Consider the following 22,747-nt stretch of genomic DNA (forward strand, 5'->3'; position numbering starts at 1 on the left):
CTTACTTCTTCTTAGCCTCTTTGGTACGCACGACTTCGTCGGCGTAACGAACACCCTTGCCTTTATAAGGCTCAGGACGACGGTAGGCGCGCAGATCTGCTGCAACCTGACCGATCAGCTGTTTATCAGCGCCTTTCAGCACGATTTCAGTCTGAGACGGACATTCTGCAGTAATACCCGCAGGCAGCTGATGGTCAACAGGGTGAGAGAAACCTAAAGCCAGGTTTACTACATTCCCTTTAACCGCTGCACGATAACCTACACCAACCAGCTGTAGCTTCTTAGTGAAGCCTTCGGTAACACCGACAACCATTGCATTCAGCAGGGCACGCGCGGTACCAGCCTGAGCCCATCCATCTGCGTAACCATCACGCGGACCGAAGGTCAGTGCATTATCTGCATGATTTACTGCAACAGCATCGTTGAGAGTACGAGTCAGCTCGCCGTTTTTACCTTTGATCGTAATAACCTGACCGTTGATTTTTACATCAACGCCGGCAGGAATAACGACCGGTGCTTTAGCAACACGAGACATTTTTTCCTCCGATTAGGCTACGTAGCAGATAATTTCGCCACCAAGACCAGCCTGGCGCGCTGCACGATCAGTCATAACACCTTTAGAGGTAGAAACAACTGCGATACCCATGCCAGCCATAACTTTCGGCAGCTCGTCTTTACGCTTATAAATGCGCAGACCTGGGCGACTGACACGCTGAATGCTTTCTACAACAGCTTTACCCTGGAAATACTTAAGAGTAAGTTCCAGTTCCGGCTTGGTGTCGCCTTCAACTTTAAAATCTTCAATAAAACCTTCTTCCTTCAGCACGTTGGCAATTGCCACTTTCAGCTTGGAGGAAGGCATGGTGACCGCAGCTTTATTCGCGGCCTGACCGTTACGGATACGGGTCAGCATATCCGCGATCGGATCTTGCATGCTCATCTGTCTTTACTCCCGTGATTCAATTGGTAATTACCAGCTAGCCTTTTTCAAGCCTGGTACTTCACCGCGCATAGCGGCTTCACGCAGTTTGATACGGCTCAACCCGAACTTGCCCACATAGCCATGCGGACGACCTGTTTGACGGCAGCGGTTACGCTGACGGGACGGGCTGGAATCACGCGGCAGAGACTGCAGCTTGAGAACTGCGTTCCAACGATCTTCGTCGGTCGCGTTCACATCAGAGATAATAGCTTTCAGTTCAGCGCGTTTTGCGAAGTACTTATCAGCTAAAGCTACGCGCTTTACTTCGCGTGCTTTCATTGATTGCTTAGCCATTCAGTAACCCTACCTTACTTGCGGAACGGGAAGTCAAAGGCAGCCAGCAGAGCACGGCCTTCTTCATCAGATTTCGCAGTAGTGGTAATGGTAATATCCAAACCACGCACGCGGTCGACTTTATCGTAGTCGATTTCTGGGAAGATGATCTGCTCACGGACACCCATGCTGTAGTTACCACGACCGTCGAAAGACTTAGCGGACAAGCCACGGAAGTCACGGATACGTGGAACAGCAATAGTGATCAGGCGCTCAAAGAACTCCCACATGCGTTCGCCACGCAGAGTTACTTTACAGCCGATCGGATAGCCCTGACGGATTTTGAAGCCTGCAACTGATTTGCGTGCTTTGGTGATCAGCGGTTTTTGACCGGAGATTGCTGTCAGGTCAGCTGCTGCGTTATCCAGCAGTTTCTTGTCAGCGATCGCTTCACCAACACCCATGTTCAGGGTGATCTTCTCGACCCGAGGGACTTGCATGACAGAATTGTAGTTAAACTCAGTCATGAGTTTAGCGACTACTTCGTCTTTGTAGTAATCATGCAGTTTCGCCATCGTACTACTCCAAATTACTTGATAGTTTCGCTGTTAGATTTAAAGAAACGGACTTTTTTGCCGTCTTCGAATCTAAAGCCTACACGGTCAGCCTTGCCGGTTGCCGCGTTGAAGATAGCAAGGTTAGAGATCTGAATAGCTGCTTCTTTCTCTACAATGCCGCCTGGTTGGTTCAGGGCCGGAACCGGCTTCTGATGTTTCTTAACCAGGTTGATACCTTCAACAATGACCTTGCCGGAAGACAGGACATTCTTAACTTTACCGCGTTTACCTTTATCTTTACCGGTTAACACGATAACTTCGTCATCACGACGGATCTTCGCTGCCATGATTCGCTCCTTAGAGTACTTCTGGTGCCAGAGAGATAATTTTCATGAACTTCTCGTTACGAAGTTCACGAGTTACCGGCCCAAAAATACGCGTACCGATAGGTTGCTCGCTATTATTGTTTAAAATAACGCATGCATTACCATCGAAGCGAATGACAGAACCGTCCGGGCGACGAACACCCTTCTTGGTGCGCACCACTACCGCCTTCAGCACATCACCTTTTTTGACCTTACCACGCGGAATTGCTTCCTTGATGGTGATCTTGATGATATCGCCGACGCCTGCGTAGCGACGGTGCGAGCCACCCAGAACCTTGATACACATTACGCGACGTGCACCGGAGTTGTCGGCGACGTTCAGCATAGTCTGTTCTTGGATCATTTTAGTGCTCCGCTAATGTCAACTACTACTGAGACCCGAAAATCAGGTCGTTAAAAAAGCCCCATATCGGGGGCGCGGCATTATAACACCGCTTCAACGATATGGGTAGAAAAAATAAACGGCTCATCGCTGAGCCGTTTATTCGTTGAGAATGCCTACTGTATTACAGAACGGCTTTCTCTACAACGCGAACCAGCGTCCAGGACTTAGTCTTGGACAGCGGACGGCATTCGCGGATTTCAACCACGTCACCAGTACCGCATTCGTTGTTCTCGTCATGTACGTGCAGTTTGGTCGTACGCTTAATGAATTTACCGTAGATCGGGTGTTTCACAAAACGTTCGATAGCAACAACGATGGATTTCTCCATTTTATCGCTAACAACGCGACCTTGCAGAGTACGGATTTTATCGGTCATTACGCACCCGCCTTCTCAGTCAGTAAAGTCTTAACGCGTGCGACATCACGACGCACTTGCTTCAACAGGTGAGACTGTTGCAGCTGGCCACTTGCAGCCTGCATACGCAGGTTGAACTGCTCACGCAGCAGATTCAGCAGCTCGGTGTTCAGCTCTTCAACACTCTTCTCACGCAGCTCTTTTGCTTTCATTACATCACCGTCTTAGTTACAAAGGTGGTTTTAATCGGCAGTTTCGCTGCTGCCAGCTTGAATGCTTCACGGGCCAGCTCTTCCGGTACGCCGTCCATTTCATACAGGACTTTACCCGGCTGAATCAAGGCAACCCAATACTCCACGTTACCTTTACCTTTACCCATACGCACTGCCAGCGGCTTTTCAGTGATCGGTTTGTCCGGGAATACACGGATCCAGATCTTACCTTGACGCTTAACTGCACGGGTCATAGCACGACGTGCTGCTTCGATCTGACGGGCAGTCAGACGACCACGGCCAACAGCTTTCAGACCGAAGCTGCCGAAGCTAACATCCGTACCCTGCGCCAGACCGCGGTTACGGCCTTTGTGCATTTTACGGAATTTTGTACGCTTTGGTTGTAACATCAGCGACGCTCCTTATTTACGGCCTTTACGCTGCTGCTTTTTAGGTTGCGCAGCCGGTTTTTCCGGTTGTTCAACAGCAGCCATACCACCCAGGATCTCGCCTTTGAAGATCCACACTTTAACGCCGATTACACCGTAAGTGGTGTGCGCTTCAGAGGTGTTGTAGTCGATGTCAGCACGCAGTGTGTGCAGAGGTACGCGACCTTCGCGGTACCATTCGGTACGTGCGATTTCCGCGCCGCCCAGACGGCCGCTAACTTCAACTTTAATACCTTTAGCGCCCAGACGCATTGCGTTCTGTACAGCACGCTTCATAGCACGACGGAACATAACACGACGTTCCAGCTGAGAAGTGATGCTGTCAGCAACCAATTTTGCATCCAGTTCAGGTTTACGCACTTCGGCGATATTGATCTGAGCAGGAACGCCAGCAATATCCGCTACGACTTTGCGCAGTTTTTCTACGTCTTCACCTTTCTTACCGATAACGATACCCGGGCGAGCGGTGTGAATAGTCACACGGATGCTCTTAGCCGGACGCTCGATAACGATACGAGATACAGACGCTTTAGCCAGTTCCTTAGTCAGGTACTGACGTACTTTAAAATCGCTGTCCAGGTTGTCAGCGAATTCTTTGGTGTTCGCAAACCAGGTTGAGTTCCATGGTTTTACAATACCCAGGCGAATACCATTAGGATGTACTTTCTGACCCATTGCTAGTCTCCAGAGTCTCAGCGATCGGACACAACCACAGTAATGTGGCTGGTGCGCTTCAGGATGCGATCTGCACGACCTTTTGCACGCGGCATAATGCGCTTCATGCTCGGGCCTTCGTCTACGAAAATTTTCGTAACTTTCAGATCGTCAATGTCAGCGCCATCGTTGTGTTCAGCGTTAGCAATGGCAGATTCCAGGACTTTCTTGACCAGTACAGCCGCTTTCTTATTGGTGTAGGTCAGAATATCCAGAGCCTGCGACACTTTCTTACCGCGAATCAGGTCTGCAACAAGGCGAACCTTCTGAGCAGAAGAACGAGCATGGCGATGTTGAGCTAAAGTTTCCATCTCTTCCTCCTACCTTATTTCTTCTTCGCTTTTTTATCAGCAGCATGGCCGCGATAAGTACGAGTCGGTGCGAATTCACCCAGTTTGTGACCGACCATTTCGTCGGAAACAAATACCGGAACGTGCTGACGACCATTATGGACAGCGATGGTCAAACCGATCATGTTAGGAAAGATCGTTGAACGACGGGACCAAGTGCGCAGGGGCTTCTTGTCTCCGCTTTCCACCGCTTTCTCTACCTTCTTCAGCAAGTGCAGGTCAATAAAAGGACCTTTCTTGAGAGAACGTGGCATGGCTTATCCTCTAAAATTATTTGCTACGGCGACGTACGATGAATTTATCAGTACGCTTGTTGCTGCGGGTCTTCTTACCTTTGGTCTGAACGCCCCACGGAGTTACCGGGTGCTTACCAAAGTTACGACCTTCACCACCACCATGTGGGTGGTCGACTGGGTTCATCGCAGTACCGCGAACGGTAGGACGAACACCACGCCAGCGTGCAGCACCTGCTTTACCCAGAACGCGCAGCATATGCTCAGCATTGCCAACTTCGCCCAGAGTTGCACGGCAGTCTGCTTCGACTTTACGCATTTCACCAGAACGCAGACGCAGGGTGACATAAGCACCATCACGAGCAACGATCTGAACGTAAGTACCAGCGGAACGTGCCAGCTGACCGCCTTTACCTGGTTTCATTTCTACGTTATGAACAGTAGAACCAACCGGGATATTGCGCATCGGCAGGGTGTTACCTGCTTTGATTGCAGCATCAACGCCAGATTGAACCTGGTCGCCAGCTTTCAGGCCTTTAGGGGCCAGGATGTAACGGCGTTCACCGTCTTTGTACAGAACCAGCGCGATGTTCGCGGAGCGGTTCGGATCGTACTCAAGACGTTCAACAACTGCCGGGATACCGTCTTTGTTGCGTTTGAAGTCAACAATACGATAAGCCTGCTTGTGACCACCACCGATGTGACGAGTGGTGATGCGGCCATTGTTGTTACGACCACCGGATTTGCTGTTTTTTTCAACCAGCGGAGCAAAAGGTTTGCCCTTGTGCAGCTCTGGGTTGACCACTTTAACAACGTGGCGACGACCCGGAGATGTCGGTTTACATTTAACAACTGCCATTGTATTACTCCTCCGACTTACTCAGCGCCGCCGACGAAGTCCAGATTCTGGCCTTCCTTCAGGGTGACGTAAGCTTTTTTCCAGTCGCTACGACGACCGATACGCTGTCCGTGACGTTTAACTTTCCCTTTAACTACCAGGGTGTTAACGACTTCGACTTCGACTTCAAACAGTTTCTGCACAGCAGCTTTGATTTCTGCTTTGGTCGCGTCTTTAGCAACTTTGAGAACGATGGTGTTAGTTTTTTCCATCGCAGTAGACGCTTTTTCAGAAACGTGCGGTGCGCGCAGCACTTTCAGCAGACGTTCTTCACGAATCATGCCAGCATCTCCTCAACTTGCTTAACAGCATCAGCAGTCATTACGACTTTGTCGAAGGCGATCAGGCTAACCGGGTCGATACCAGTTGCATCGCGTACGTCAACCTTGTGCAGGTTGCGCGCAGCCAGGAACAGGTTTTCGTCCAGCTCACCGGTGATGATCAGCACATCTTCCAGAGCCATGTCTTTCAGTTTCTGTGCCAGCAGCTTAGTTTTAGGCGCTTCTACAGAGAATGATTCGACAACGATCAGACGATCCTGACGTACCAGTTCGGACAGAATGCTTTTCAGCGCGCCGCGGTACATCTTTTTGTTAACTTTTTGACTGTGGTCCTGTGGACGAGCAGCGAAGGTCACGCCACCTGAACGCCAGATCGGGCTCTTGATAGAACCTGAACGCGCACGGCCGGTACCTTTCTGGCGCCACGGCTTTTTGCCTGAACCAGTTACTTCAGCACGAGTCTTCTGAGCACGAGTACCCTGACGAGCACCAGCTGCATAAGCAACAACAACCTGGTGAACCAGCGCTTCGTTGAAATCACGACCGAAGGTAGTTTCGGAAACAGTCAGCGCGCTCTGCGCGTCTTTCAATACTAATTCCATTGCTATCCCCTTACGCCTTCACAGCTGGTTTAACGATCAGGTCGCAACCGGTCGCACCCGGAACACCACCTTTAACCAGCAGCAGGTTGCGCTCAGCGTCAACACGTACTACGTCCAGGCTCTGAACGGTTACACGTTCGTTGCCCAGCTGACCTGCCATTTTCTTGCCTTTAAACACTTTGCCCGGAGTCTGGTTCTGACCGATAGAACCCGGAACGCGGTGGGACAAGGAGTTACCGTGAGTAGCGTCCTGGGTACGGAAGTTCCAGCGCTTAACGGTACCAGCGAAACCTTTACCTTTAGAGGTACCGGTTACGTCAACTTTTTTAACGTCAGCAAACAGTTCAACGCTAATGTTCTGACCAACGGTGTATTCTTCACCATCTGCCAGACGGAATTCCCACAGGCCGCGGCCAGCTTCTACGCCAGCTTTAGCAAAGTGGCCAGCTTCCGGCTTAGTTACGCGGTTAGCTTTTTTAGCACCGGTGGTAACCTGAACAGCGCGATAGCCATCGTTAGCCAGATCTTTAACCTGAGTAACGCGGTTTGCTTCAACTTCGATAACGGTTACTGGGATAGATACGCCATCTTCAGTGAAGATGCGGGTCATACCCACTTTTTTACCGACTAAACCAATCATTGTATCAACCTCTCAATCGCTCGATGACCTGATTAACCCAGGCTGATCTGCACGTCTACACCGGCAGCCAGGTCCAGACGCATCAGAGCATCAACGGTTTTTTCAGTTGGCTCAACGATGTCAACCAGACGCTTGTGAGTACGGATCTCGTACTGATCACGCGCGTCTTTGTTGACGTGCGGGGAGATCAGAACGGTGAAACGCTCTTTGCGGGTCGGCAGCGGGATCGGACCACGAACCTGCGCACCAGTGCGCTTGGCAGTCTCGACGATTTCCGCGGTTGATTGATCGATCAGACGATGATCAAACGCTTTCAAACGGATACGGATTCTTTGGTTCTGCATGAGACCAGAGCTCCAATTATTTTATAGACGAAATAGTTACTCCTCAAACCCATTACGATTGATGGGAGAGTGTAACCGTTCTTACGTAGCCCCCTGATTGGGAGCGTTGTTGACGGTAAACCGCCACAGTTCATATCGAACTACCCGTCAGATTTGACAGGCTGGCGTATTATACGTATAGCCGGTACGGATGCAAGTGATTATGGCTATTTGCCATCGATTTCTCTCAGCGCTTGTTGCACACGTGAGCGCAATACTTCGCCATCCGGCACTTCCTGCCCGGATGCTTCATCATAGGGTATCTCTTCCAACATACTGTCACCCTCTTCGTTCTGGGTGGGTAAATCGATGCGTATCGGCAGAGGTTTCCGCTTAAAAATGTAATGCACATCCGAGAGTCGATACGCCTGAGAATCGGGCACTCCCTGCGTGGTGGTTGTCGGATGGCGCACCAACCAGACATAATGTCCGTAGTAGCCGCACATTAGCATCAGGCTGACCCACAACAGCCAGCAACAGGAATGCAGCGCCTGCCGCCAGCGGCAACTCGACACTGTTTTCGCATCAATGGGTTGATAGATGTGCATCATCACATACGCTCCTTAGATGACACATGTGTGAGCACAGGTGCCGCCTCATTGATTAATACCGGCGCGTCTCCAAGACTCTGACGTAGCCTTATCAGCGTCTCTTTTCCCGGCTTACCATCCACAGGCAAATTCTCCCGCTGCTGGAATGCTTTGACCTTTTCGATTAACCATGGCGTCCATGAGCCTGATTTATCGCCGGGAACGCCCAGCGCGCGGCTCAGCATCGTATCAAACCAGATGATGGTTTCCGCCGGACTCTTTTCACCGATCTGCATTTTCCTGTCAGGCGTTAAATTGAGCATCAGGGTATAATTTCCCTGCCAGTGCTTCGCCAGCCACTCCTGACTGACGATCCAGGTTTTATTATCAATGATAAGATCCAGCTCGTTTCCTGATACACGCATCACAACACCGTAGACCGGTTGTTTATCGATATTCAAATGCGCGATCCACGGCAACCCGCGCCTGATGAGGTTATCTAAACGTTCCTTACCGCTTTCGCACACCAACTCAGCGCGATCGGCCTGGTCACACCATGCCTCGTCATGCGCTGTGTCGAATCCCCAGACGCTGAATAATTGCTGCATGGCGTCGCGTAATCCTCCCCGTGCATCGCTAATATCCGGCAGGTTTTCCTTTTTTTGCGTCATCGCCACCGTTAACCCGGCGGGCACAGGAAGTTGAAGGGGAAAAACATCGACCGCCAGCCAGCCGAACGTCAAAGCCAGCGCAGCGTAAAGTCCGGGCAATATTCCCTTGCGCAATACGCAAGAGCGGAGAGTAAATGTTTCCAGCAACAATTTTTCCTGTTGAGCGGTTAACACATCCGCTTGCCTGTCCGTTGCCATTTTTCTCGCCGCCCGGGCGATGCGCCCCAACAACGGCAGGTTTCCCTGCTCTGCCCGAACCGCTTTGCGCACAAATTCATGACGCATCCGCACAGGCTCGCCATCCGCCTCACGCAGTTGCTGTTGATGCATAAAATCAAGATATTCATCGTCCGTCGGCGCAGCGATGATCGCCGACAGCGTAATACGCCGTTTAAGTCGTCGGTTACGCCTGAGCGCTTCGCCCCCCACCAGTAGCAAGCTGGCGCCAGCGTCAAATGAAGCCGCCAGATGACGGAAATTATCGACAAATGCCGGAAGATGTCTGGCGAGTGCGTCAGCATTATCAATGACAATTATTATTGGTTGCGCTGCCGGACTAAGGGCAGGCATCAGCGTTGACCAGAAACGGCTAATTCTCACATCTCGCCAGTCTGGCTGGAGTTTTCCGTGCGTACACGCCGTGTGTGTCAATTGACAGAAACCAGATAAACCGGTGGCGGTAAACACCACTACCCTGCCGGGAAAATCCTTACCTAACTGATAAATAAGCGTCGATTTACCACACCCCGGTTTGCCGCATAATACGCCCACATCGCCAGCGCCCAGCTCATGAATAAAGATATTCTTGATAAGGGTATGTTGCGAAAAAGAGTAAATTGCATACGGTAATTCGCGTTCAGTCATCGATAAGTTCCAGTAATTTATGCGGGTATTTAACTTATTATATGCCAGGTAAATATTATCAATTTTTTATATTTGAATTAAACGACATGTTCCGACGATTAAATTGAAAACCTGAAAGTAAGCCTATATCATGCTTCTCCCGAAAAGAACAGGCGTGCTATTAACAATGGATGTTATCGCGAAGCAATTTACCTTTATATTTAAGAGAAAGCGTAACGATGTGCTGTACTGCGTTATGTTTTTTGTCGGTGCCATTGTTATTATTCATTCGTTATATGCCTATAGATTATTTATTGATTCGACAAATACAAAAAACAAAACCAGTCACTCAATAACGTCCGTTGTCCTCAGGCTGCCAATGAATTTACCGAAAAACAGTAGGGAAAATGCGACTGATAATAAAGAAGATGTTTCAATTAAAAATTCGATGCTCAATCTCCAGCTAAATGGCATTATTGCGAGCACGCTAAAAACACGTTCACAGGCTATTATCACCATTAATGAGAAAGCAAAATTTTACAGTACCGGAGATAAGCTTGACGATCTCCCGGACGTAAAAATTACGGATATTGATAATAATAGCGTGACGATTGATAACAATGGAGCCCGGCAACGCATCGTTTTTATTGATGAGCCTAATATATCATCCAGGGCACCGGCACCATCGCTGCCACATGACAGCGCGCCACATTCCCTCAGCGACATCATTATTACTAACTTTATCTATCAGCAGGAAGCGCTACAGGGCGTCAGATTAAACGCCCGTGGTCCGATTGAACGTTTTATAGCAACCGGACTCAGGCCTGGCGATATTGCGATCAAAATGAACAACCATCCGCTAACTCAGGAAACGTCAGCAAAAGCGGCACTACAGGAATTTGTAACCTTAAACTCTGCCCAGTTTACCGTGATACGAAACGGTCAGGAAGCGTTGGTGAATGTATCCGTTACTGAGAATGATTAACCTTAAGGACGACAAAATTGCGCAAAGGAATTAAAAAAACGGCTGCATGGATACTGGCGCTACAGTTTTGCTCCTTTCCATTTCAAACCATGTCAGCGCAATATTCGGCAAACTTCCAGGATGCGGATCTCCGGGAGTTTATTACCTCGGTCAGTAAGCAAATGGGCAAAACCATTCTGATCGATCCGTCCGTCCAGGGAAAAATCTCCGTTCGCAGCTTTGACAGTTTCAACGAGGAGGAATACTACCAGTTTTTTCTCAGCGTTCTCGATATCTACGGCTACTCGGTTATCACCCTGGATAACGGCCTGCTGAAGGTTGTTCGCTCCGCAACGCTTAAGACCGCGCCGGGAAAAGTATTGGCACAGTCGCAACCGGCGGTTGGCGATGAATTTATCACCCGCGTCGTGGCGCTGAAAAATGTCCCGGTACGAGATCTGGCTCCGCTATTACGCCAGATGATGGACAGCGGCGGCATTGGCAACGTCGTACACTATGATCCTTCTAATGCGCTGTTGATCACCGGTAAAGCCAATATAGTCAATCGCATCCTTGAGGTTGTGAAACGGGTCGATGTTATCGGTACTCAGGAACGTGAGCTTATCAAACTGCGCTACGCCTCGGCAGTTGATTTATCTGACGTAATTAACAGCCTGATTCGCGAAGAGTCAAAGGAAAACCCAACGCAGATCCTGCTGCCTAAAATTGTCGCCGACAAGCGCACCAACGCCCTTCTTATCAGCGGGCCGGACAATGTGCGCCAGCGGATGAAATCTTTAATCGCTAAACTGGATATCGAACAGACCACGCAGGGCAATACTCGCGTGTTCTATTTGAAATACGCCAAAGCCACTAAAATCGTTGAAGTGCTGACCGGCGTGTCAACCAAACTGACGGAAGACAAGCAGTCGTCTTCGCAGAGCGTGGCTACCCCTTCCCGGGATGTCTCGATTAACGCCGATGAACAAACCAACTCGGTGGTCATTACCGCAGACCAGAGCACCATGCAGGAACTGGAAAAAGTCATCGCTCGTCTGGATATTCGCCGCGCACAGGTACTGGTTGAAGCCATCATTGTGGAAGTCCAGGATGGCAACGGCCTGAATCTTGGCGTGCAATGGGCCAACAGCAACGTCGGCGGTCAGCAGTTTACTAAAACGGGGCTGCCGATTTTCGACGCCTCAAGAGGCGCGCGCCAGTTTGATAAAAACGGTTCGATGACCAGTGACAACCCTATTGCCAGCGCGTTAAGCAGTTTTAACGGCCTGGCGACGGGCTTCTTTGAGGGGGACTGGAGCGTCCTGCTCACCGCGATCTCCTCCGACAACAAAAACGATATCCTCGCCACCCCCAGCATTGTGACGCTGGATAACAAAGAAGCATCGTTTAATGTCGGCCAGGATGTGCCGGTGCTTTCCGGCTCGCAAACGACCTCCGGCGACAACGTCTTTAATACGGTCGAACGTAAAACCGTCGGCACCAAACTGAAGGTCACACCGCAAATCAACGAAGGCGACGCGGTGCTGATGGAGATCGAGCAGGAGGTGTCGAGCGTCGATACCGCCTCCGGTAACGCCAGCGATCTCGGTCCGACGTTCAACACCCGTACTATCCAGAATGCCGTGCTGGTCAAAAGTGGCGAAACCGTGGTGCTGGGTGGCCTGCTGGATGATTCAAGCAAAGAGCAGGTTTCCAAAGTACCGCTGCTGGGCGATATCCCTGTTCTCGGACAGCTATTCCGCTACACCTCAACGGAAAATGCGAAGCGTAATTTAATGGTCTTTATCAGGCCGACCATTATTCGCGACGACGAGGTTTATCGTTCGCTCTCAAAGGATAAGTACACCCGATTTCGTGATTTACAGCAGCAGCGTATTGATAAGCAATCCAGTGGATTGGTCGGCGTGAAGGACGAAGAACGCCCGATGCTTAAAGAGCTGAATTTCGATGTGCCGACCGACGCGCCCAACGACCAGCCATCGCGCAATCCCTTCCGGGAATGATCCAACATGACTGACTTATGGACGCGCATTCCTCCCCAGCATCCTCTGCCGCTTAATTACGCGCAGGGGCAAAAATTTGGTATCGCGGTCGCGGCGGATGAATTGTTCTACCGCACCGACACGCCGCTGGAAAACGTGCTCGAGGCCAGCGTTGCCTGTCAGCGCTTCAGTCGCCTGACGCCAGCGCAATTTGACGACCACCTGGAGCAACTTTTCCAGCACGGCTCCGGAGAGTCCCGGCAGATTGCCCAGGATATCGATCAGGAGATCGACCTGACGGCGCTGAGCGAGGAGTTACCCGACAACGCCGATCTGCTCAGTGATGAAAACGACGCACCGGTTATCCGCCTGATCAACGCGGTTCTTCATGAAGCCGTGAGGGAAGGCGCGTCGGATGTGCATATCGAAACCTTCGAAAAATCGCTGGTGGTGCGTTTTCGTATCGATGGTGTCCTCAAGCCAGTCCTTCAGCCCGCTAAAAAACTGGCGCCGCTGCTGATTTCGCGTATCAAAGTAATGGCACGACTGGATATTGCCGAAAAACGACTGCCGCAGGATGGGCGTATTTCCCTGCGCCTCGGACGCAAAAATATTGATGTCCGCGTTTCGACGTTACCCTCGCAGTATGGCGAAAGAGCCGTGCTGCGTCTGCTGGATAAAAACAGTCTGCGCCTGACGCTGGAGAATATGGGGCTATCGGCGGTGGATAGCCTGCGGCTGAAGGGTTTAGTACAGCAGCCGCACGGCATCATTCTTGTCACCGGCCCGACGGGGTCGGGAAAAAGCACCACGCTGTATGCGATTCTCGCCGAGCTGAATTCCCCCCAGCGTAATATCCTGACCGTCGAAGATCCCATCGAGTACGAGCTGGAAGGCGTCGGACAAACCCAGGTAAACAGCCGGGTGGATATGTCTTTCGCCAGGGGACTGCGCGCCATCCTGCGCCAGGATCCGGACATCGTCATGGTCGGCGAAATTCGTGACGCCGAAACCGCGCAGATAGCGGTTCAGGCATCGCTCACCGGACATCTGGTGCTTTCCACCCTGCACACTAACAGCGCCTGCGGTGCGATTACCCGATTACGGGATATGGGCGTCGAACCTTTCCTGCTCTCATCATCGCTAAGCGGCGTTATCGCCCAACGCCTGGTGCGTCGCCTCTGTCCGGCCTGCCGCGTGCATGCTCCCATTCCTGACTCTCAGAAATCCCTCCTGCACGCGCTCGATCCCACCGCTCAGGCAATCTGGCAGGCTTGCGGATGCGGCGAATGTCGGGGAACTGGCTATCAGGGGCGACTGGCGATTCATGAAATTATGCTGGTGGATAAAACTATGCGCAGCATCATCCATCGCGACGCCGATGAACACGCCCTGGAGCAGTGCCTGCGCCAGCAAAGCCGGAGCCTGCGGGACAACGGCCTGCTGCGCGTGCTGGCAGGCGAGACCACGCTTGAGGAAGTCATGCGCGTCACCTCTGCGCAAGAGGATTCGCGATGAAATATCAGTGGCAGGCAATGGATGACAGCGGCACGACTCACCGTGGAACGCTGGATGCCGCCAGCAGCAAAGAGGCGCGCGAGGCGCTACGCGCCCAGGGTCTGCACCCGCTGGTGTTAAATGAGAAAAAGGTCATTTCGCTGTTACGGACGGTAAAAAAAACGCCTCGTTTACGGCTTAGCGGCAGTGAACTGGCGCTGTTCACCCGTCAGCTCGCCACGCTGGCCAACGCTTCGCTACCGCTTGAAGAGGCGCTGTTCGTTATTGGCCGGCAGAACAAAAATAATAAACTGGGGCTGGTGCTACACGACCTGCGCGAACGGATCCTCGCCGGACATACGCTTTCCGAATCGCTGGCCGCCTGGCCGCGGATCTTCGATTCCGTTTACCGCACGCTGGTGAAAGCCGGTGAAAAAAGCGGACAGCTCGGCTGTGTGCTGGAAAAGCTGGCTGACTACAATGAGTTACGCCAGGCAACACGCAGTAAACTCATCCAGTCACTGATTTATCCTTCTCTGCTGACCAGCGTGGCGATCGCCGTCGTCGCTATCCTGCTCACCACCGTAGTACCCAAAATCGTCGAGCAGTTTCTGCATATGAAAGAAGCGCTGCCAATGTCCACGCGCGTGTTGCTGGCAATCAGCGATGCCATGCGCCACTACGGATTGTGGGTAATCGCATTGCTGCTGATTGCCTTTTTCCTGTTTCGCCACTGGCTCACCCGCCCCGGCAAACGGCATCTGCTTGACCGCTGGCTTCTTGATTTCAAACTCAGTCGCGCCCTGCTGCGCGCTATCCACTGCGCCCGTTATTTGCGCACTCTGAGCATTCTTAATATCAGCGGCGTTCCGCTGCTGGAAGGGATGACGCTGGCAACCGAAGGCATCGGTAACCGAGAAATCAGTCAGCGGCTGGGTCAGGCCGCGGAGCGCGTACGCCAGGGCTCAGGCTTTCATCTCGCTCTGGAAAAATGCGATCTCTTCCCGCCGATGATGCTCTACATGATTGCCTCCGGGGAAAAAAGCGGCCAGCTCAGCGAGCTGATGGCGCGCGCTGCCGACCAGCAGGAAACACTGCTACAAAACCGCATTGCGCTGACGCTGGCGCTGTTTGAACCCGCGCTGATTATTACGATGGCGATGATTGTGCTGTTCATCATCATCTCGGTTCTGCAACCCATTTTGCAACTCAACTCATTGGTAAGTTAAGGATAAAACGTGAATAGTGATGCACATAAGCAGCGAGGATTTACGCTGCTTGAGATGATGGTGGTGCTGGTTATTTTGGGCATCCTCGCAAGCCTGGTCGTCCCCAGTTTAATGGGCAATAAAGACAAAGCCGATCACCAGAAAGCCGTCAGCGACATCGTGGCGCTGGAGAATGCGCTGGATATGTACAAACTGGATAACTATCGCTATCCGCTAACGGCGCAGGGGCTAAAGGCGCTGGTCGAAAAACCGACCGCCAGCCCAATCCCGGAAAATTACAACGCGAAGGGCTATATCAAGCGTCTGCCACAGGATCCCTGGGGCAATGAGTATCTGCTGGTTAGCCCTGGTGAACACGGCGATTACGATATTCTCTCCGCAGGTCAGGACGGTGAACCCGGCACCGCTGACGACATTACTAACTGGGAACTGGGTAAAGCGAAATAATCGGAATGAGGCAGAAGGGATTCACGCTACTGGAGGTCATTCTGGTGATAACGATTATCGCGCTTGGCGCCTCGCTGGTGATGATGACCTACGGGCGACAAAATGATACCGCGAAAGCTATTACTGCAGCCGAACAGCTGGCGGCGCTGACTGAATATGCCGCTGACTGGTCAACCATGGAGGACCGCAGTACCGGTATTGAGATCCGCGAACAAGGCTGGCGCATCGTCACACCGATTGGCGATCGCTGGCAGACGCCAACCCAGTTCTATCGCCTGGCGACCGAGGGCAAGTGGGAAAGTGACTGGCAGGTGGCTCTGTTCCCGGCGTCGCTCGCCAGGCAATCCGTCGGCACGCCGCAAATTCTGATTCACCCGGACGGTGAAATTACGCCGTTTACGCTACACATCCGCAGCCGTAAAAATAATACGCTGCTGTTCACGCTCGCCAGTACCGGCGGGCTGCCGCTGGTGCTCACCCGAGGCGAAAGCCGATGAGCCAAAGGCAATCAGGAATGACGCTTCTGGAAGTGCTGCTGGCGATATTCATTTTCGCCACCTGCTCTCTCGCGCTACTCAACAGCCTGCACGGTCAGGTTAGCGCCACCGCGAAAATGGAAGAACAGGTGCTTGCCGGTTGGGTAGCAGATAATGTGCTCAAAACCTATCAACTGGCCGGGCAGAGCCCCGCTAAAACAGCGACAGGCAGCAGCATTATGGGTAAACGCCGCTGGGACTGGTCGTTAACAGTCTCACCCGCCGATGCTTCCGGCCTCAGCACCTGGACAGCAGACGTCGCTCTTGAGGACAAACAGCAGATCCGCCTGCAGCGCTTTATCCCCTCGCCGCAAGGAGGACCGCAAAATGTCTCCCCGCCCTGAGAAACAGCGCGGCTTTACCCTGCTGGAAGTTTTACTGGCTATTGCTCTGTTCGCCATGCTCAGCCTGCTGACGGCGCAGATGCTGACGACGACAATTGACAGTAACGAGCAGACCAAAAAGCATCAGCAGCGTTTTTCCGCTATCGTGCGTACCGTCAATTTGCTGGATAAAGATATCCGACAGCGGGTGCCGGTAACCCAATTGCAGGGCGAAAAAGAGACGCTGATGCTGACGACAGCCAGCAGTAACAGTTATCCTGGCGCCTGCTGCGCGCCCGATATCCAGCGAGTTCAGTGGTATCTGCAGGATCATACTTTATACCGCACGCTCTGGCGCTACCCGGAAGATGCAACCGCGGCCATCACTCAGCCGATGCTCAATGGTGTGAACACCTTCACGTTGCGTTATTACAACGGTAAAGAGAAAGCGTGGACGGACACGGCGAAAATTCCATCTCCTGGCGCGATGGAAGTCACTCTCAAACTTGCTGATTCCGGCACGATAACTCGTCTGACGCTGTTACCAGAGAACCGCCAGCCAGGAGAACAGCAATGACCCGGCAAAAGGGCGTGGCGCTGCTGGTAGTGCTGATGATCCTGGCAATTATGGCGGCGCTGGCCAGCGAAATGACCGTGCGCTACCAGATCAACCTCAAACGTACCAGCTACACCCGGATGCGGCTACAGCAAAACTGGCTGGCAGAGCTGGCTGAAAGCCAGGCCATGCGTATTCTTGAACAGGACCTGCGGGATAATGAGAAATACCTCACTCACGAGCAGCTCTGGGCGCAGCCGCAGCGTATTCAGCTCGCCAGCGGCGACGCTGTTAGCTGGCAGCTATCTGACGAGCAGGCCTGTTACAACATTAATGCGCTGATTAACGCCCCGACCGATCGAATGAAAGAGCCGCCCGCCAGCGTGAGCGTCTTTCTGGCACTGCTGGAAAACATTGGCGTCACCAATGCCCAGGCAGAGGCGCTGGTTGATGCTATCGCCGACTACATCGATAACGACGATATTCCACGCGCCTCCGGTGCCGAAAATGAGTATTACCAGACAAGTAACGACCCCCACACCATTGGCGGACGACGCATCTGGTCAATCAGTGAGCTCAAACAAATCAAAGGGATGACGCTTTCTCTTTACCAGCAAATCTCCCCGCTACTCTGCGCGCTGCCTGATGATGAGCTAAAAATCAACATCAACACCCTGACGCGCCGGGATGCACCGTTGCTTGCGGCGATGATCAATAATGCTGTCCCGCCACGCGAGATTGAGCGCTTTTTTGATACCCCGCGCAAAGGACGAAAAATCAGCATTGAGACGCTGTTAAAGACATTCGATAAGGATAATCCAGCTCATAAGCTGTCGCAGTCCACATTCAAAAGCATTGCGGTGGCGACCAGTCGTTACTTCCGCCTTGAAACGACTATCGAACAGGGCGATAGCGCCGGGAGCACCATCAGCCAGCTGGAATACGATCCCAAAAGAAAGGCTCTGTTTATTACAGCCCGCAAAAGCGTGGCGCGCGACCATTAAAGGGAACTAAATGACGCCAGACACATTACTGCTACGTCCGCTGCCGGGAAAACTGGAATGGTGCTGCCCCAACGAGGCACAGCCTCCGGTTATTGTTGAACAGGCGGCTTACCTCCAGCCGAACGCGCTGGCCGACCTGCCGGATGCCGGTAACGCCTGCCTGTTCCTGTCACCTGATTATTTCTGTTTTCGCCGCGTCGAATTACCGACGGAAAACTACAAAATCAGTGAACAAACGCTGGGCTGGCTGGTGGAGGACGCCGTTGTCGGTGATACGGACAGCCTGCACTGGACGGTTCTCGCCAGAGAGGAAAACACGCTCCATCTCGCCGGGATCGCCAGGACCACGCTGAACGAGCTATTGACGACTTTCCGCACAGCTGGCGTGACGTTGACGTATATCGTTCCGGATGGTTTCTGGCTGCCGTATGTCACGGATAGCTGGAGTCTGCTAAAACAAGATGAGCGATGGTTAATCCGTTACGACGCGTGGAAAACAGGCGTGCTGAGTGAAACACTGCTCACGCATTTACTCGCCAGCCATACAGAGCAAAAAATCATCAGCGCCAGCCCGCTTCCTGTGCCTCACGCTCATGTCGAATACCTTGACTGGCAGCCACCGCTGGCGTGTGCCTGCAATAGCGATAATATTCAGGACATTAACGTATTACACGGCAGCTTCCGCCCTTTGCCTCCGACACAACCGACCCCGCGTCTGCTGAAATATGCCGCCATAGCAACATTTGCCCTGGCAATAGCGCTCTTCTCAGGGCTGAAAGGGGTGATGCTCTGGCAGCTTCATCAACAGAAACAGGCACTCTCAGCGGAAGGTGCCACCCTGTGGAACCGCTATTTCCCAGGTGATAACCGCAACAGCAATTTTAAATATTTCTTCGAATCGTCCGCGAGGGATCGCTATCCGGATGTGCTGACGTTACTGACTCAGCTTCAGACCCGATTAAGCACATTGCCGGGGCTTACCATCCGCGAGGTCAACTACCGGCTCGAACAACGCCTTTTTACCCTGACGCTCAACGTTCGCGATCCGGAACATCTTCGCCGCTTTATGGTGCAGACAAACGACGAATTTATCCTGACTCAACCGCCAGAAGGGACGACAGATAGCGTCCGGCTGACCCTGAAGGAGCGCAAATGAATATGAATAGCTGGTGGAGCGAAAAAAAGGGCAGAGAGCAACGCAGTCTGATATTCCTCGCCGTTTTCTGTCTGCTGGCGGGATTCTGGTACGGCGTGGTTCAGCCCCTGGATAACGCTATTGCACAGCAGAGGCAGGAAAATGATCGTCTCAGGAGTGAGATCCTGTGGGTAAATGAGGCGATTCAGCGTCGCGGATTAGTTGCCAGTAGACCGGGCACAAAGACCGATCCGGCACTGATACAACATAGCGCGCAGCAGGCAGGTCTGAATATCAGCGTTGTGACATCCACTCCCGATCATTTTGCGATCTCGCTTCCCGTTGTCAAAACCGAACCATTATTTGCGTGGCTTAATACCCTACAAAATGAGGGAATACAGGTTTCGCAACTCACGTTTAGCGCCCGCCCGGTCGCCGGGGAGATTGCGGTGGAAGCCCTTGAACTCTATCCGGTGGGGAAATGACGGAACTCATTAACATTGCAGCAATCGCATTTGTCGGGCTGATAGTCGGCAGCTTTATGAATGTAGTGGTTTATCGACTGCCGATCATGATTGAGCATCGGCACAGCGAAACATGGAATATCGCCTGGCCTCCGTCGCACTGTCCGCACTGCCAGCACAGGCTATCGGTGCGTAACACTATTCCACTATTCAGTTGGCTGTGGCAGCGGGGGCGTTGCCAGGCCTGCGCTAAGCCAATTTCATGGCGTTACCCACTGACTGAACTGGCGTGTTCTTGTGTTTTTGCGCTTAGCGCCGCGTTTGTCCCTTCAATGTCAGATGCGATTGCCATCATGACGCTGTTCTGGTTTATTTTCGCGCTGGCGCAAATTGATCTCCGGACGTACCTGCTGCCGGATGTGCTGACGCAGCCGATGCTCTGGCTCGGTCTGATGTATCACAGCGTTTACGACAGAGAGATGTTATCCGACGCGCTGTACGGCGCTGTCGCTGGCTATCTGACGCTATGGCTGGTCTGGTGGGGATGCAAAATACTCGCGGGAAAAGAGGGCATCGGCCTGGGTGACGCTAAGCTACTGGCGGCGATGGGTGCCTGGTGTGGATGGCCAGCGCTACCGCCCATTTTACTCGCTGCATCATTGCTGGGCATTGTCTGGTGGCTGATCCTACGCCTTACCCGAAGGACGTCGATACCGCTTATCGCGTTCGGTCCGTGGCTTGGACTGGCAGGCTGGTTGATTTTCAGCGCGCAAAGCTCAGGTGTTATCGGGTACTGAAAGGAGCGGCAGGCCTGCCGCTCTGCAAAGTTTGCGTCTACGCTTCGCGAATCTGTGCCTGAAGATAGTTCTGGAGTCCCATCTTCTGGAGCAGATCCAGTTCCGTTTCCAGCCAGTCAATGTGACCTTCTTCATCAGCAAGGATTTCGATCATCATATCCCGGCTAACGTAGTCATGGACGCTGTCGGCATAGGCAATAGCTTCACGTAAATCTTTAGCCCCATCGAGTTCGAGTCGAAGATCGGATTGCAGCATCTCTTCAACATCTTCGCCTATACCCAACTTACCAAGATCCTGTAAGTTTGGGAGCCCTTCTAAGAATAAAATACGCTCGATATATTTATCAGCGTGTTTCATCTCATCGATAGATTCATGGTACTCAACATCATTGAGGCGAGTCAGTCCCCAGTTTTTGAACATACGAGCATGGAGAAAATACTGGTTGATTGCGACAAGCTCATTTCCCAATAGTTTATTGAGATAATTTATGATTTTAACATCACCTTTCATTTTATAGTCCCTCCGCTTCCACTCTTAGAGCGTAGATGGGGCTACAGGGATGTCAAAAAAAAGAGTGTGACTTAGGCGATCTCTTTAAATTCTGGCATTTGCGTTAATTCATCCTGCATGACTTCGCGGGCAGCACGAATGCACTTACCGCATTGATTTCCAACAGGAATAAATTTACGCAATTGCTGAAAGGACTGAGGATGAAACTGGCGAACAGCCTGACGTATTTTTTTATCACTTATCGCATTACACAAACAAACGTACATGATCGCTCCCGTTCAATTTCTGCGCAAAGTGTAAATGAGAATAGTTATGATTACAATAGCACAACGCTATTTACGCAGCGGGAGAATGAATGAAAAATGCGAATAAATATGACAACTGCTAAATAGCGGACAGCAAAAAGGGCGCCGAAGCGCCCTTTTTAAGCTCAAAGCTAATTAATCAATAATTAGCTCATTACTTTAGCAACAACGCCCGCACCAACAGTACGGCCGCCTTCACGGATTGCGAAACGCAGACCGTCGTCCATCGCGATTGGGTGGATCAGGGTAACAACCATTTTGATGTTGTCGCCCGGCATTACCATCTCAACGCCTTCCGGCAGTTCGATGGTACCAGTCACGTCAGTAGTACGGAAGTAGAACTGCGGACGGTAGCCTTTGAAGAACGGAGTATGACGGCCGCCTTCGTCTTTGGACAGAATGTACACTTCAGATTCGAACTTGGTGTGCGGCTTGATAGAGCCCGGCTTAGCCAGTACCTGACCACGTTCGATTTCTTCACGTTTGATACCACGCAGCAGAACACCAACGTTCTCACCAGCACGGCCTTCGTCCAGCAGTTTGCGGAACATTTCAACGCCAGTACAGGTAGACTTAGCAGTCTCTTTGATACCAACGATTTCAACTTCTTCACCAACTTTGATGATACCGCGCTCTACACGACCGGTAACAACGGTACCACGACCGGAGATGGAGAATACGTCTTCGATAGGCAGCAGGAACGGCTTGTCAATCGCACGCTCTGGTTCCGGGATGTAAGAATCCAGGAAGCCAGCCAGTTCGATGATTTTCGCTTCCCACTCTGCTTCGCCTTCCAGCGCTTTCAGAGCAGAACCACGAACGATCGGAGTGTCGTCGCCCGGGAAATCGTACTGAGACAGAAGTTCACGAACTTCCATTTCTACCAGTTCCAGCAGCTCTTCGTCATCAACCATGTCGCATTTGTTCAGGAACACGATGATGTACGGAACGCCTACCTGACGACCCAGCAGGATGTGCTCACGAGTCTGCGGCATCGGGCCGTCAGTCGCAGCAACAACCAGGATCGCGCCGTCCATCTGCGCAGCACCGGTGATCATGTTTTTAACATAGTCGGCGTGGCCCGGGCAGTCTACGTGTGCGTAGTGGCGAGTCGGGGTGTCATATTCAACGTGAGAGGTGTTGATGGTGATACCACGAGCTTTTTCTTCCGGCGCGTTATCGATCTGGTCGAATGCACGAGCAGCACCGCCGTAGGTTTTAGCCAGTACGGT

34 protein-coding genes are annotated in these 22,747 nt (G+C 52.0%); 12 read left to right on the forward strand and 22 right to left on the reverse strand.

What is annotated here, in order from left to right:
* Position 1: 1 nt before the first annotated feature.
* The 19 genes from rplF to OGV93_RS13865 form a co-directional block, all read right to left on the reverse strand.
* Positions 2-535: a 50S ribosomal protein L6 gene (gene rplF, locus OGV93_RS13775; protein WP_003031129.1), complete on the reverse strand. Its 534-nt coding sequence runs from the start codon at positions 533-535 to the stop codon at positions 2-4.
* Positions 536-547: 12 nt separating this feature from the next.
* The gene (gene rpsH, locus OGV93_RS13780) at positions 548-940 is read right to left on the reverse strand and encodes a 30S ribosomal protein S8 (RefSeq protein WP_003031127.1); all 393 of its coding nucleotides are present in this window, start codon (positions 938-940) and stop codon (positions 548-550) included.
* Between the two features lie 30 nt (positions 941-970).
* Positions 971-1,276: a 30S ribosomal protein S14 gene (rpsN, locus tag OGV93_RS13785; RefSeq protein ID WP_003031125.1), complete on the reverse strand. Its 306-nt coding sequence runs from the start codon at positions 1,274-1,276 to the stop codon at positions 971-973.
* Between the two features lie 14 nt (positions 1,277-1,290).
* On the reverse strand, positions 1,291-1,830 hold the full coding sequence (rplE, locus tag OGV93_RS13790) for a 50S ribosomal protein L5 (protein ID WP_003031123.1): 540 nt from the start codon (positions 1,828-1,830) through the stop codon (positions 1,291-1,293).
* A gap of 14 nt (positions 1,831-1,844) precedes the next feature.
* Positions 1,845-2,159: a 50S ribosomal protein L24 gene (gene rplX / locus OGV93_RS13795; RefSeq protein ID WP_003031122.1), complete on the reverse strand. Its 315-nt coding sequence runs from the start codon at positions 2,157-2,159 to the stop codon at positions 1,845-1,847.
* A gap of 10 nt (positions 2,160-2,169) precedes the next feature.
* Positions 2,170-2,541: a 50S ribosomal protein L14 gene (gene rplN / locus OGV93_RS13800; RefSeq protein WP_000613954.1), complete on the reverse strand. Its 372-nt coding sequence runs from the start codon at positions 2,539-2,541 to the stop codon at positions 2,170-2,172.
* A gap of 163 nt (positions 2,542-2,704) precedes the next feature.
* Positions 2,705-2,959, reverse strand: coding sequence for a 30S ribosomal protein S17 (gene rpsQ / locus OGV93_RS13805; protein WP_003031120.1), 255 nt, complete (start codon positions 2,957-2,959; stop codon positions 2,705-2,707).
* Positions 2,959-3,150: a 50S ribosomal protein L29 gene (gene rpmC / locus OGV93_RS13810; RefSeq protein WP_000644742.1), complete on the reverse strand. Its 192-nt coding sequence runs from the start codon at positions 3,148-3,150 to the stop codon at positions 2,959-2,961. Before rpmC ends, rpsQ begins: the two co-directional genes overlap by 1 nt.
* Positions 3,150-3,560: a 50S ribosomal protein L16 gene (gene rplP / locus OGV93_RS13815; RefSeq protein ID WP_000941212.1), complete on the reverse strand. Its 411-nt coding sequence runs from the start codon at positions 3,558-3,560 to the stop codon at positions 3,150-3,152. Before rplP ends, rpmC begins: the two co-directional genes overlap by 1 nt.
* Positions 3,561-3,572: 12 nt before the next feature.
* Complete coding sequence (gene rpsC, locus OGV93_RS13820; RefSeq protein ID WP_000529945.1) at positions 3,573-4,274, reverse strand: 30S ribosomal protein S3; 702 nt, start codon at positions 4,272-4,274, stop codon at positions 3,573-3,575.
* Positions 4,275-4,291: 17 nt separating this feature from the next.
* On the reverse strand, positions 4,292-4,624 hold the full coding sequence (rplV, locus tag OGV93_RS13825; protein ID WP_000448832.1) for a 50S ribosomal protein L22: 333 nt from the start codon (positions 4,622-4,624) through the stop codon (positions 4,292-4,294).
* 14 nt (positions 4,625-4,638) lie between these two features.
* Entirely contained in the window at positions 4,639-4,917 is a 279-nt protein-coding gene (rpsS, locus tag OGV93_RS13830) for a 30S ribosomal protein S19 (RefSeq protein ID WP_001138115.1), read from the reverse strand.
* 16 nt (positions 4,918-4,933) lie between these two features.
* Complete coding sequence (gene rplB / locus OGV93_RS13835; RefSeq protein ID WP_016154746.1) at positions 4,934-5,755, reverse strand: 50S ribosomal protein L2; 822 nt, start codon at positions 5,753-5,755, stop codon at positions 4,934-4,936.
* 17 nt (positions 5,756-5,772) lie between these two features.
* On the reverse strand, positions 5,773-6,075 hold the full coding sequence (gene rplW / locus OGV93_RS13840; RefSeq protein ID WP_000617546.1) for a 50S ribosomal protein L23: 303 nt from the start codon (positions 6,073-6,075) through the stop codon (positions 5,773-5,775).
* On the reverse strand, positions 6,072-6,677 hold the full coding sequence (gene rplD / locus OGV93_RS13845; protein ID WP_003031119.1) for a 50S ribosomal protein L4: 606 nt from the start codon (positions 6,675-6,677) through the stop codon (positions 6,072-6,074). The genes rplW and rplD overlap by 4 nt, the downstream gene beginning before the upstream one ends.
* 10 nt (positions 6,678-6,687) lie before the next feature.
* Complete coding sequence (gene rplC / locus OGV93_RS13850; RefSeq protein WP_003031117.1) at positions 6,688-7,317, reverse strand: 50S ribosomal protein L3; 630 nt, start codon at positions 7,315-7,317, stop codon at positions 6,688-6,690.
* Between the two features lie 32 nt (positions 7,318-7,349).
* Positions 7,350-7,661: a 30S ribosomal protein S10 gene (gene rpsJ, locus OGV93_RS13855; protein ID WP_001181005.1), complete on the reverse strand. Its 312-nt coding sequence runs from the start codon at positions 7,659-7,661 to the stop codon at positions 7,350-7,352.
* Between the two features lie 206 nt (positions 7,662-7,867).
* On the reverse strand, positions 7,868-8,251 hold the full coding sequence (locus OGV93_RS13860; protein ID WP_049270594.1) for a type II secretion system protein GspB, cryptic system variant: 384 nt from the start codon (positions 8,249-8,251) through the stop codon (positions 7,868-7,870).
* Positions 8,251-9,765, reverse strand: coding sequence for a peptidoglycan-binding protein (locus OGV93_RS13865; protein WP_287109618.1), 1,515 nt, complete (start codon positions 9,763-9,765; stop codon positions 8,251-8,253). The genes OGV93_RS13860 and OGV93_RS13865 overlap by 1 nt, the downstream gene beginning before the upstream one ends.
* A gap of 166 nt (positions 9,766-9,931) precedes the next feature.
* Between OGV93_RS13865 and gspC the strand changes: the two genes are divergently transcribed.
* Genes gspC through OGV93_RS13925 form a run of 12 tightly spaced genes read left to right on the forward strand, consistent with a single transcriptional unit; the run spans position 9,932 to position 20,699 of the window.
* Positions 9,932-10,729, forward strand: coding sequence for a type II secretion system protein GspC (gene gspC, locus OGV93_RS13870; RefSeq protein ID WP_287109619.1), 798 nt, complete (start codon positions 9,932-9,934; stop codon positions 10,727-10,729).
* A 17-nt stretch (positions 10,730-10,746) separates the two neighbouring features.
* A complete protein-coding gene (gene gspD, locus OGV93_RS13875; RefSeq protein WP_016157610.1) occupies positions 10,747-12,732 on the forward strand; it encodes a type II secretion system secretin GspD in 1,986 nt (661 codons plus the stop codon).
* A 6-nt stretch (positions 12,733-12,738) separates the two neighbouring features.
* Complete coding sequence (gene gspE, locus OGV93_RS13880; protein WP_284201939.1) at positions 12,739-14,229, forward strand: type II secretion system ATPase GspE; 1,491 nt, start codon at positions 12,739-12,741, stop codon at positions 14,227-14,229.
* Positions 14,226-15,437 carry a type II secretion system inner membrane protein GspF gene (gene gspF, locus OGV93_RS13885; protein WP_185655137.1) on the forward strand — a complete coding sequence of 404 codons (1,212 nt, stop codon included), beginning with the start codon at positions 14,226-14,228 and terminating at the stop codon, positions 15,435-15,437. Before gspE ends, gspF begins: the two co-directional genes overlap by 4 nt.
* Before the next feature lie 9 nt (positions 15,438-15,446).
* Positions 15,447-15,884: a type II secretion system major pseudopilin GspG gene (gspG, locus tag OGV93_RS13890; RefSeq protein WP_016154753.1), complete on the forward strand. Its 438-nt coding sequence runs from the start codon at positions 15,447-15,449 to the stop codon at positions 15,882-15,884.
* A 5-nt stretch (positions 15,885-15,889) separates the two neighbouring features.
* A complete protein-coding gene (gspH, locus tag OGV93_RS13895; RefSeq protein WP_019078172.1) occupies positions 15,890-16,381 on the forward strand; it encodes a type II secretion system minor pseudopilin GspH in 492 nt (163 codons plus the stop codon).
* Positions 16,378-16,764 (forward strand): type II secretion system minor pseudopilin GspI, encoded by a 387-nt coding sequence (gspI, locus tag OGV93_RS13900; RefSeq protein ID WP_103767378.1) that lies wholly within the window; start codon positions 16,378-16,380, stop codon positions 16,762-16,764. The genes gspH and gspI overlap by 4 nt, the downstream gene beginning before the upstream one ends.
* Positions 16,748-17,320 carry a type II secretion system protein GspJ gene (locus tag OGV93_RS13905; protein WP_155574827.1) on the forward strand — a complete coding sequence of 191 codons (573 nt, stop codon included), beginning with the start codon at positions 16,748-16,750 and terminating at the stop codon, positions 17,318-17,320. The genes gspI and OGV93_RS13905 overlap by 17 nt, the downstream gene beginning before the upstream one ends.
* Positions 17,317-18,303: a type II secretion system minor pseudopilin GspK gene (gene gspK, locus OGV93_RS13910; RefSeq protein WP_153647288.1), complete on the forward strand. Its 987-nt coding sequence runs from the start codon at positions 17,317-17,319 to the stop codon at positions 18,301-18,303. Before OGV93_RS13905 ends, gspK begins: the two co-directional genes overlap by 4 nt.
* Before the next feature lie 10 nt (positions 18,304-18,313).
* Entirely contained in the window at positions 18,314-19,459 is a 1,146-nt protein-coding gene (gene gspL, locus OGV93_RS13915; RefSeq protein ID WP_131405407.1) for a type II secretion system protein GspL, read from the forward strand.
* The gene (locus tag OGV93_RS13920; RefSeq protein WP_287109620.1) at positions 19,456-19,923 is read left to right on the forward strand and encodes a type II secretion system protein M; all 468 of its coding nucleotides are present in this window, start codon (positions 19,456-19,458) and stop codon (positions 19,921-19,923) included. Before gspL ends, OGV93_RS13920 begins: the two co-directional genes overlap by 4 nt.
* On the forward strand, positions 19,920-20,699 hold the full coding sequence (locus OGV93_RS13925) for a prepilin peptidase (RefSeq protein WP_287109621.1): 780 nt from the start codon (positions 19,920-19,922) through the stop codon (positions 20,697-20,699). Before OGV93_RS13920 ends, OGV93_RS13925 begins: the two co-directional genes overlap by 4 nt.
* 37 nt (positions 20,700-20,736) lie before the next feature.
* Here OGV93_RS13925 and bfr read toward each other — a convergent pair whose 3' ends face one another.
* The 3 genes from bfr to tuf all read right to left on the reverse strand — a co-directional run.
* The gene (gene bfr / locus OGV93_RS13930) at positions 20,737-21,210 is read right to left on the reverse strand and encodes a bacterioferritin (RefSeq protein ID WP_016154761.1); all 474 of its coding nucleotides are present in this window, start codon (positions 21,208-21,210) and stop codon (positions 20,737-20,739) included.
* Between the two features lie 71 nt (positions 21,211-21,281).
* Positions 21,282-21,476 (reverse strand): bacterioferritin-associated ferredoxin, encoded by a 195-nt coding sequence (gene bfd / locus OGV93_RS13935; protein WP_003031111.1) that lies wholly within the window; start codon positions 21,474-21,476, stop codon positions 21,282-21,284.
* 185 nt (positions 21,477-21,661) lie between these two features.
* On the reverse strand, positions 21,662-22,747 hold a 1,086-nt coding region (gene tuf / locus OGV93_RS13940), incomplete at its 5' end, for an elongation factor Tu (protein ID WP_131348470.1).

The organism is Citrobacter sp. Cb031 (genome assembly GCF_030336725.1).
Lineage (GTDB): Bacteria > Pseudomonadota > Gammaproteobacteria > Enterobacterales > Enterobacteriaceae > Citrobacter > Citrobacter braakii.

What these genes read in the sequence shown, in the direction of transcription:
- rplF (WP_003031129.1), bottom strand. Translation starts at nt 535, where the DNA reads ATGTCTCGTGTTGCTAAAGCACCGGTCGTTATTCCTGCCGGCGTTGAT.
- rpsH (WP_003031127.1), bottom strand. Translation starts at nt 940, where the DNA reads ATGAGCATGCAAGATCCGATCGCGGATATGCTGACCCGTATCCGTAAC.
- rpsN (WP_003031125.1), bottom strand. Translation starts at nt 1,276, where the DNA reads ATGGCTAAGCAATCAATGAAAGCACGCGAAGTAAAGCGCGTAGCTTTA.
- rplE (WP_003031123.1), bottom strand. Translation starts at nt 1,830, where the DNA reads ATGGCGAAACTGCATGATTACTACAAAGACGAAGTAGTCGCTAAACTC.
- rplX (WP_003031122.1), bottom strand. Translation starts at nt 2,159, where the DNA reads ATGGCAGCGAAGATCCGTCGTGATGACGAAGTTATCGTGTTAACCGGT.
- rplN (WP_000613954.1), bottom strand. Translation starts at nt 2,541, where the DNA reads ATGATCCAAGAACAGACTATGCTGAACGTCGCCGACAACTCCGGTGCA.
- rpsQ (WP_003031120.1), bottom strand. Translation starts at nt 2,959, where the DNA reads ATGACCGATAAAATCCGTACTCTGCAAGGTCGCGTTGTTAGCGATAAA.
- rpmC (WP_000644742.1), bottom strand. Translation starts at nt 3,150, where the DNA reads ATGAAAGCAAAAGAGCTGCGTGAGAAGAGTGTTGAAGAGCTGAACACC.
- rplP (WP_000941212.1), bottom strand. Translation starts at nt 3,560, where the DNA reads ATGTTACAACCAAAGCGTACAAAATTCCGTAAAATGCACAAAGGCCGT.
- rpsC (WP_000529945.1), bottom strand. Translation starts at nt 4,274, where the DNA reads ATGGGTCAGAAAGTACATCCTAATGGTATTCGCCTGGGTATTGTAAAA.
- rplV (WP_000448832.1), bottom strand. Translation starts at nt 4,624, where the DNA reads ATGGAAACTTTAGCTCAACATCGCCATGCTCGTTCTTCTGCTCAGAAG.
- rpsS (WP_001138115.1), bottom strand. Translation starts at nt 4,917, where the DNA reads ATGCCACGTTCTCTCAAGAAAGGTCCTTTTATTGACCTGCACTTGCTG.
- rplB (WP_016154746.1), bottom strand. Translation starts at nt 5,755, where the DNA reads ATGGCAGTTGTTAAATGTAAACCGACATCTCCGGGTCGTCGCCACGTT.
- rplW (WP_000617546.1), bottom strand. Translation starts at nt 6,075, where the DNA reads ATGATTCGTGAAGAACGTCTGCTGAAAGTGCTGCGCGCACCGCACGTT.
- rplD (WP_003031119.1), bottom strand. Translation starts at nt 6,677, where the DNA reads ATGGAATTAGTATTGAAAGACGCGCAGAGCGCGCTGACTGTTTCCGAA.
- rplC (WP_003031117.1), bottom strand. Translation starts at nt 7,317, where the DNA reads ATGATTGGTTTAGTCGGTAAAAAAGTGGGTATGACCCGCATCTTCACT.
- rpsJ (WP_001181005.1), bottom strand. Translation starts at nt 7,661, where the DNA reads ATGCAGAACCAAAGAATCCGTATCCGTTTGAAAGCGTTTGATCATCGT.
- OGV93_RS13860 (WP_049270594.1), bottom strand. Translation starts at nt 8,251, where the DNA reads ATGATGCACATCTATCAACCCATTGATGCGAAAACAGTGTCGAGTTGC.
- OGV93_RS13865 (WP_287109618.1), bottom strand. Translation starts at nt 9,765, where the DNA reads ATGACTGAACGCGAATTACCGTATGCAATTTACTCTTTTTCGCAACAT.
- gspC (WP_287109619.1), top strand. Translation starts at nt 9,932, where the DNA reads ATGGATGTTATCGCGAAGCAATTTACCTTTATATTTAAGAGAAAGCGT.
- gspE (WP_284201939.1), top strand. Translation starts at nt 12,739, where the DNA reads ATGACTGACTTATGGACGCGCATTCCTCCCCAGCATCCTCTGCCGCTT.
- gspF (WP_185655137.1), top strand. Translation starts at nt 14,226, where the DNA reads ATGAAATATCAGTGGCAGGCAATGGATGACAGCGGCACGACTCACCGT.
- gspH (WP_019078172.1), top strand. Translation starts at nt 15,890, where the DNA reads ATGAGGCAGAAGGGATTCACGCTACTGGAGGTCATTCTGGTGATAACG.
- gspI (WP_103767378.1), top strand. Translation starts at nt 16,378, where the DNA reads ATGAGCCAAAGGCAATCAGGAATGACGCTTCTGGAAGTGCTGCTGGCG.
- OGV93_RS13905 (WP_155574827.1), top strand. Translation starts at nt 16,748, where the DNA reads ATGTCTCCCCGCCCTGAGAAACAGCGCGGCTTTACCCTGCTGGAAGTT.
- gspK (WP_153647288.1), top strand. Translation starts at nt 17,317, where the DNA reads ATGACCCGGCAAAAGGGCGTGGCGCTGCTGGTAGTGCTGATGATCCTG.
- gspL (WP_131405407.1), top strand. Translation starts at nt 18,314, where the DNA reads ATGACGCCAGACACATTACTGCTACGTCCGCTGCCGGGAAAACTGGAA.
- OGV93_RS13920 (WP_287109620.1), top strand. Translation starts at nt 19,456, where the DNA reads ATGAATATGAATAGCTGGTGGAGCGAAAAAAAGGGCAGAGAGCAACGC.
- OGV93_RS13925 (WP_287109621.1), top strand. Translation starts at nt 19,920, where the DNA reads ATGACGGAACTCATTAACATTGCAGCAATCGCATTTGTCGGGCTGATA.
- bfr (WP_016154761.1), bottom strand. Translation starts at nt 21,210, where the DNA reads ATGAAAGGTGATGTTAAAATCATAAATTATCTCAATAAACTATTGGGA.
- bfd (WP_003031111.1), bottom strand. Translation starts at nt 21,476, where the DNA reads ATGTACGTTTGTTTGTGTAATGCGATAAGTGATAAAAAAATACGTCAG.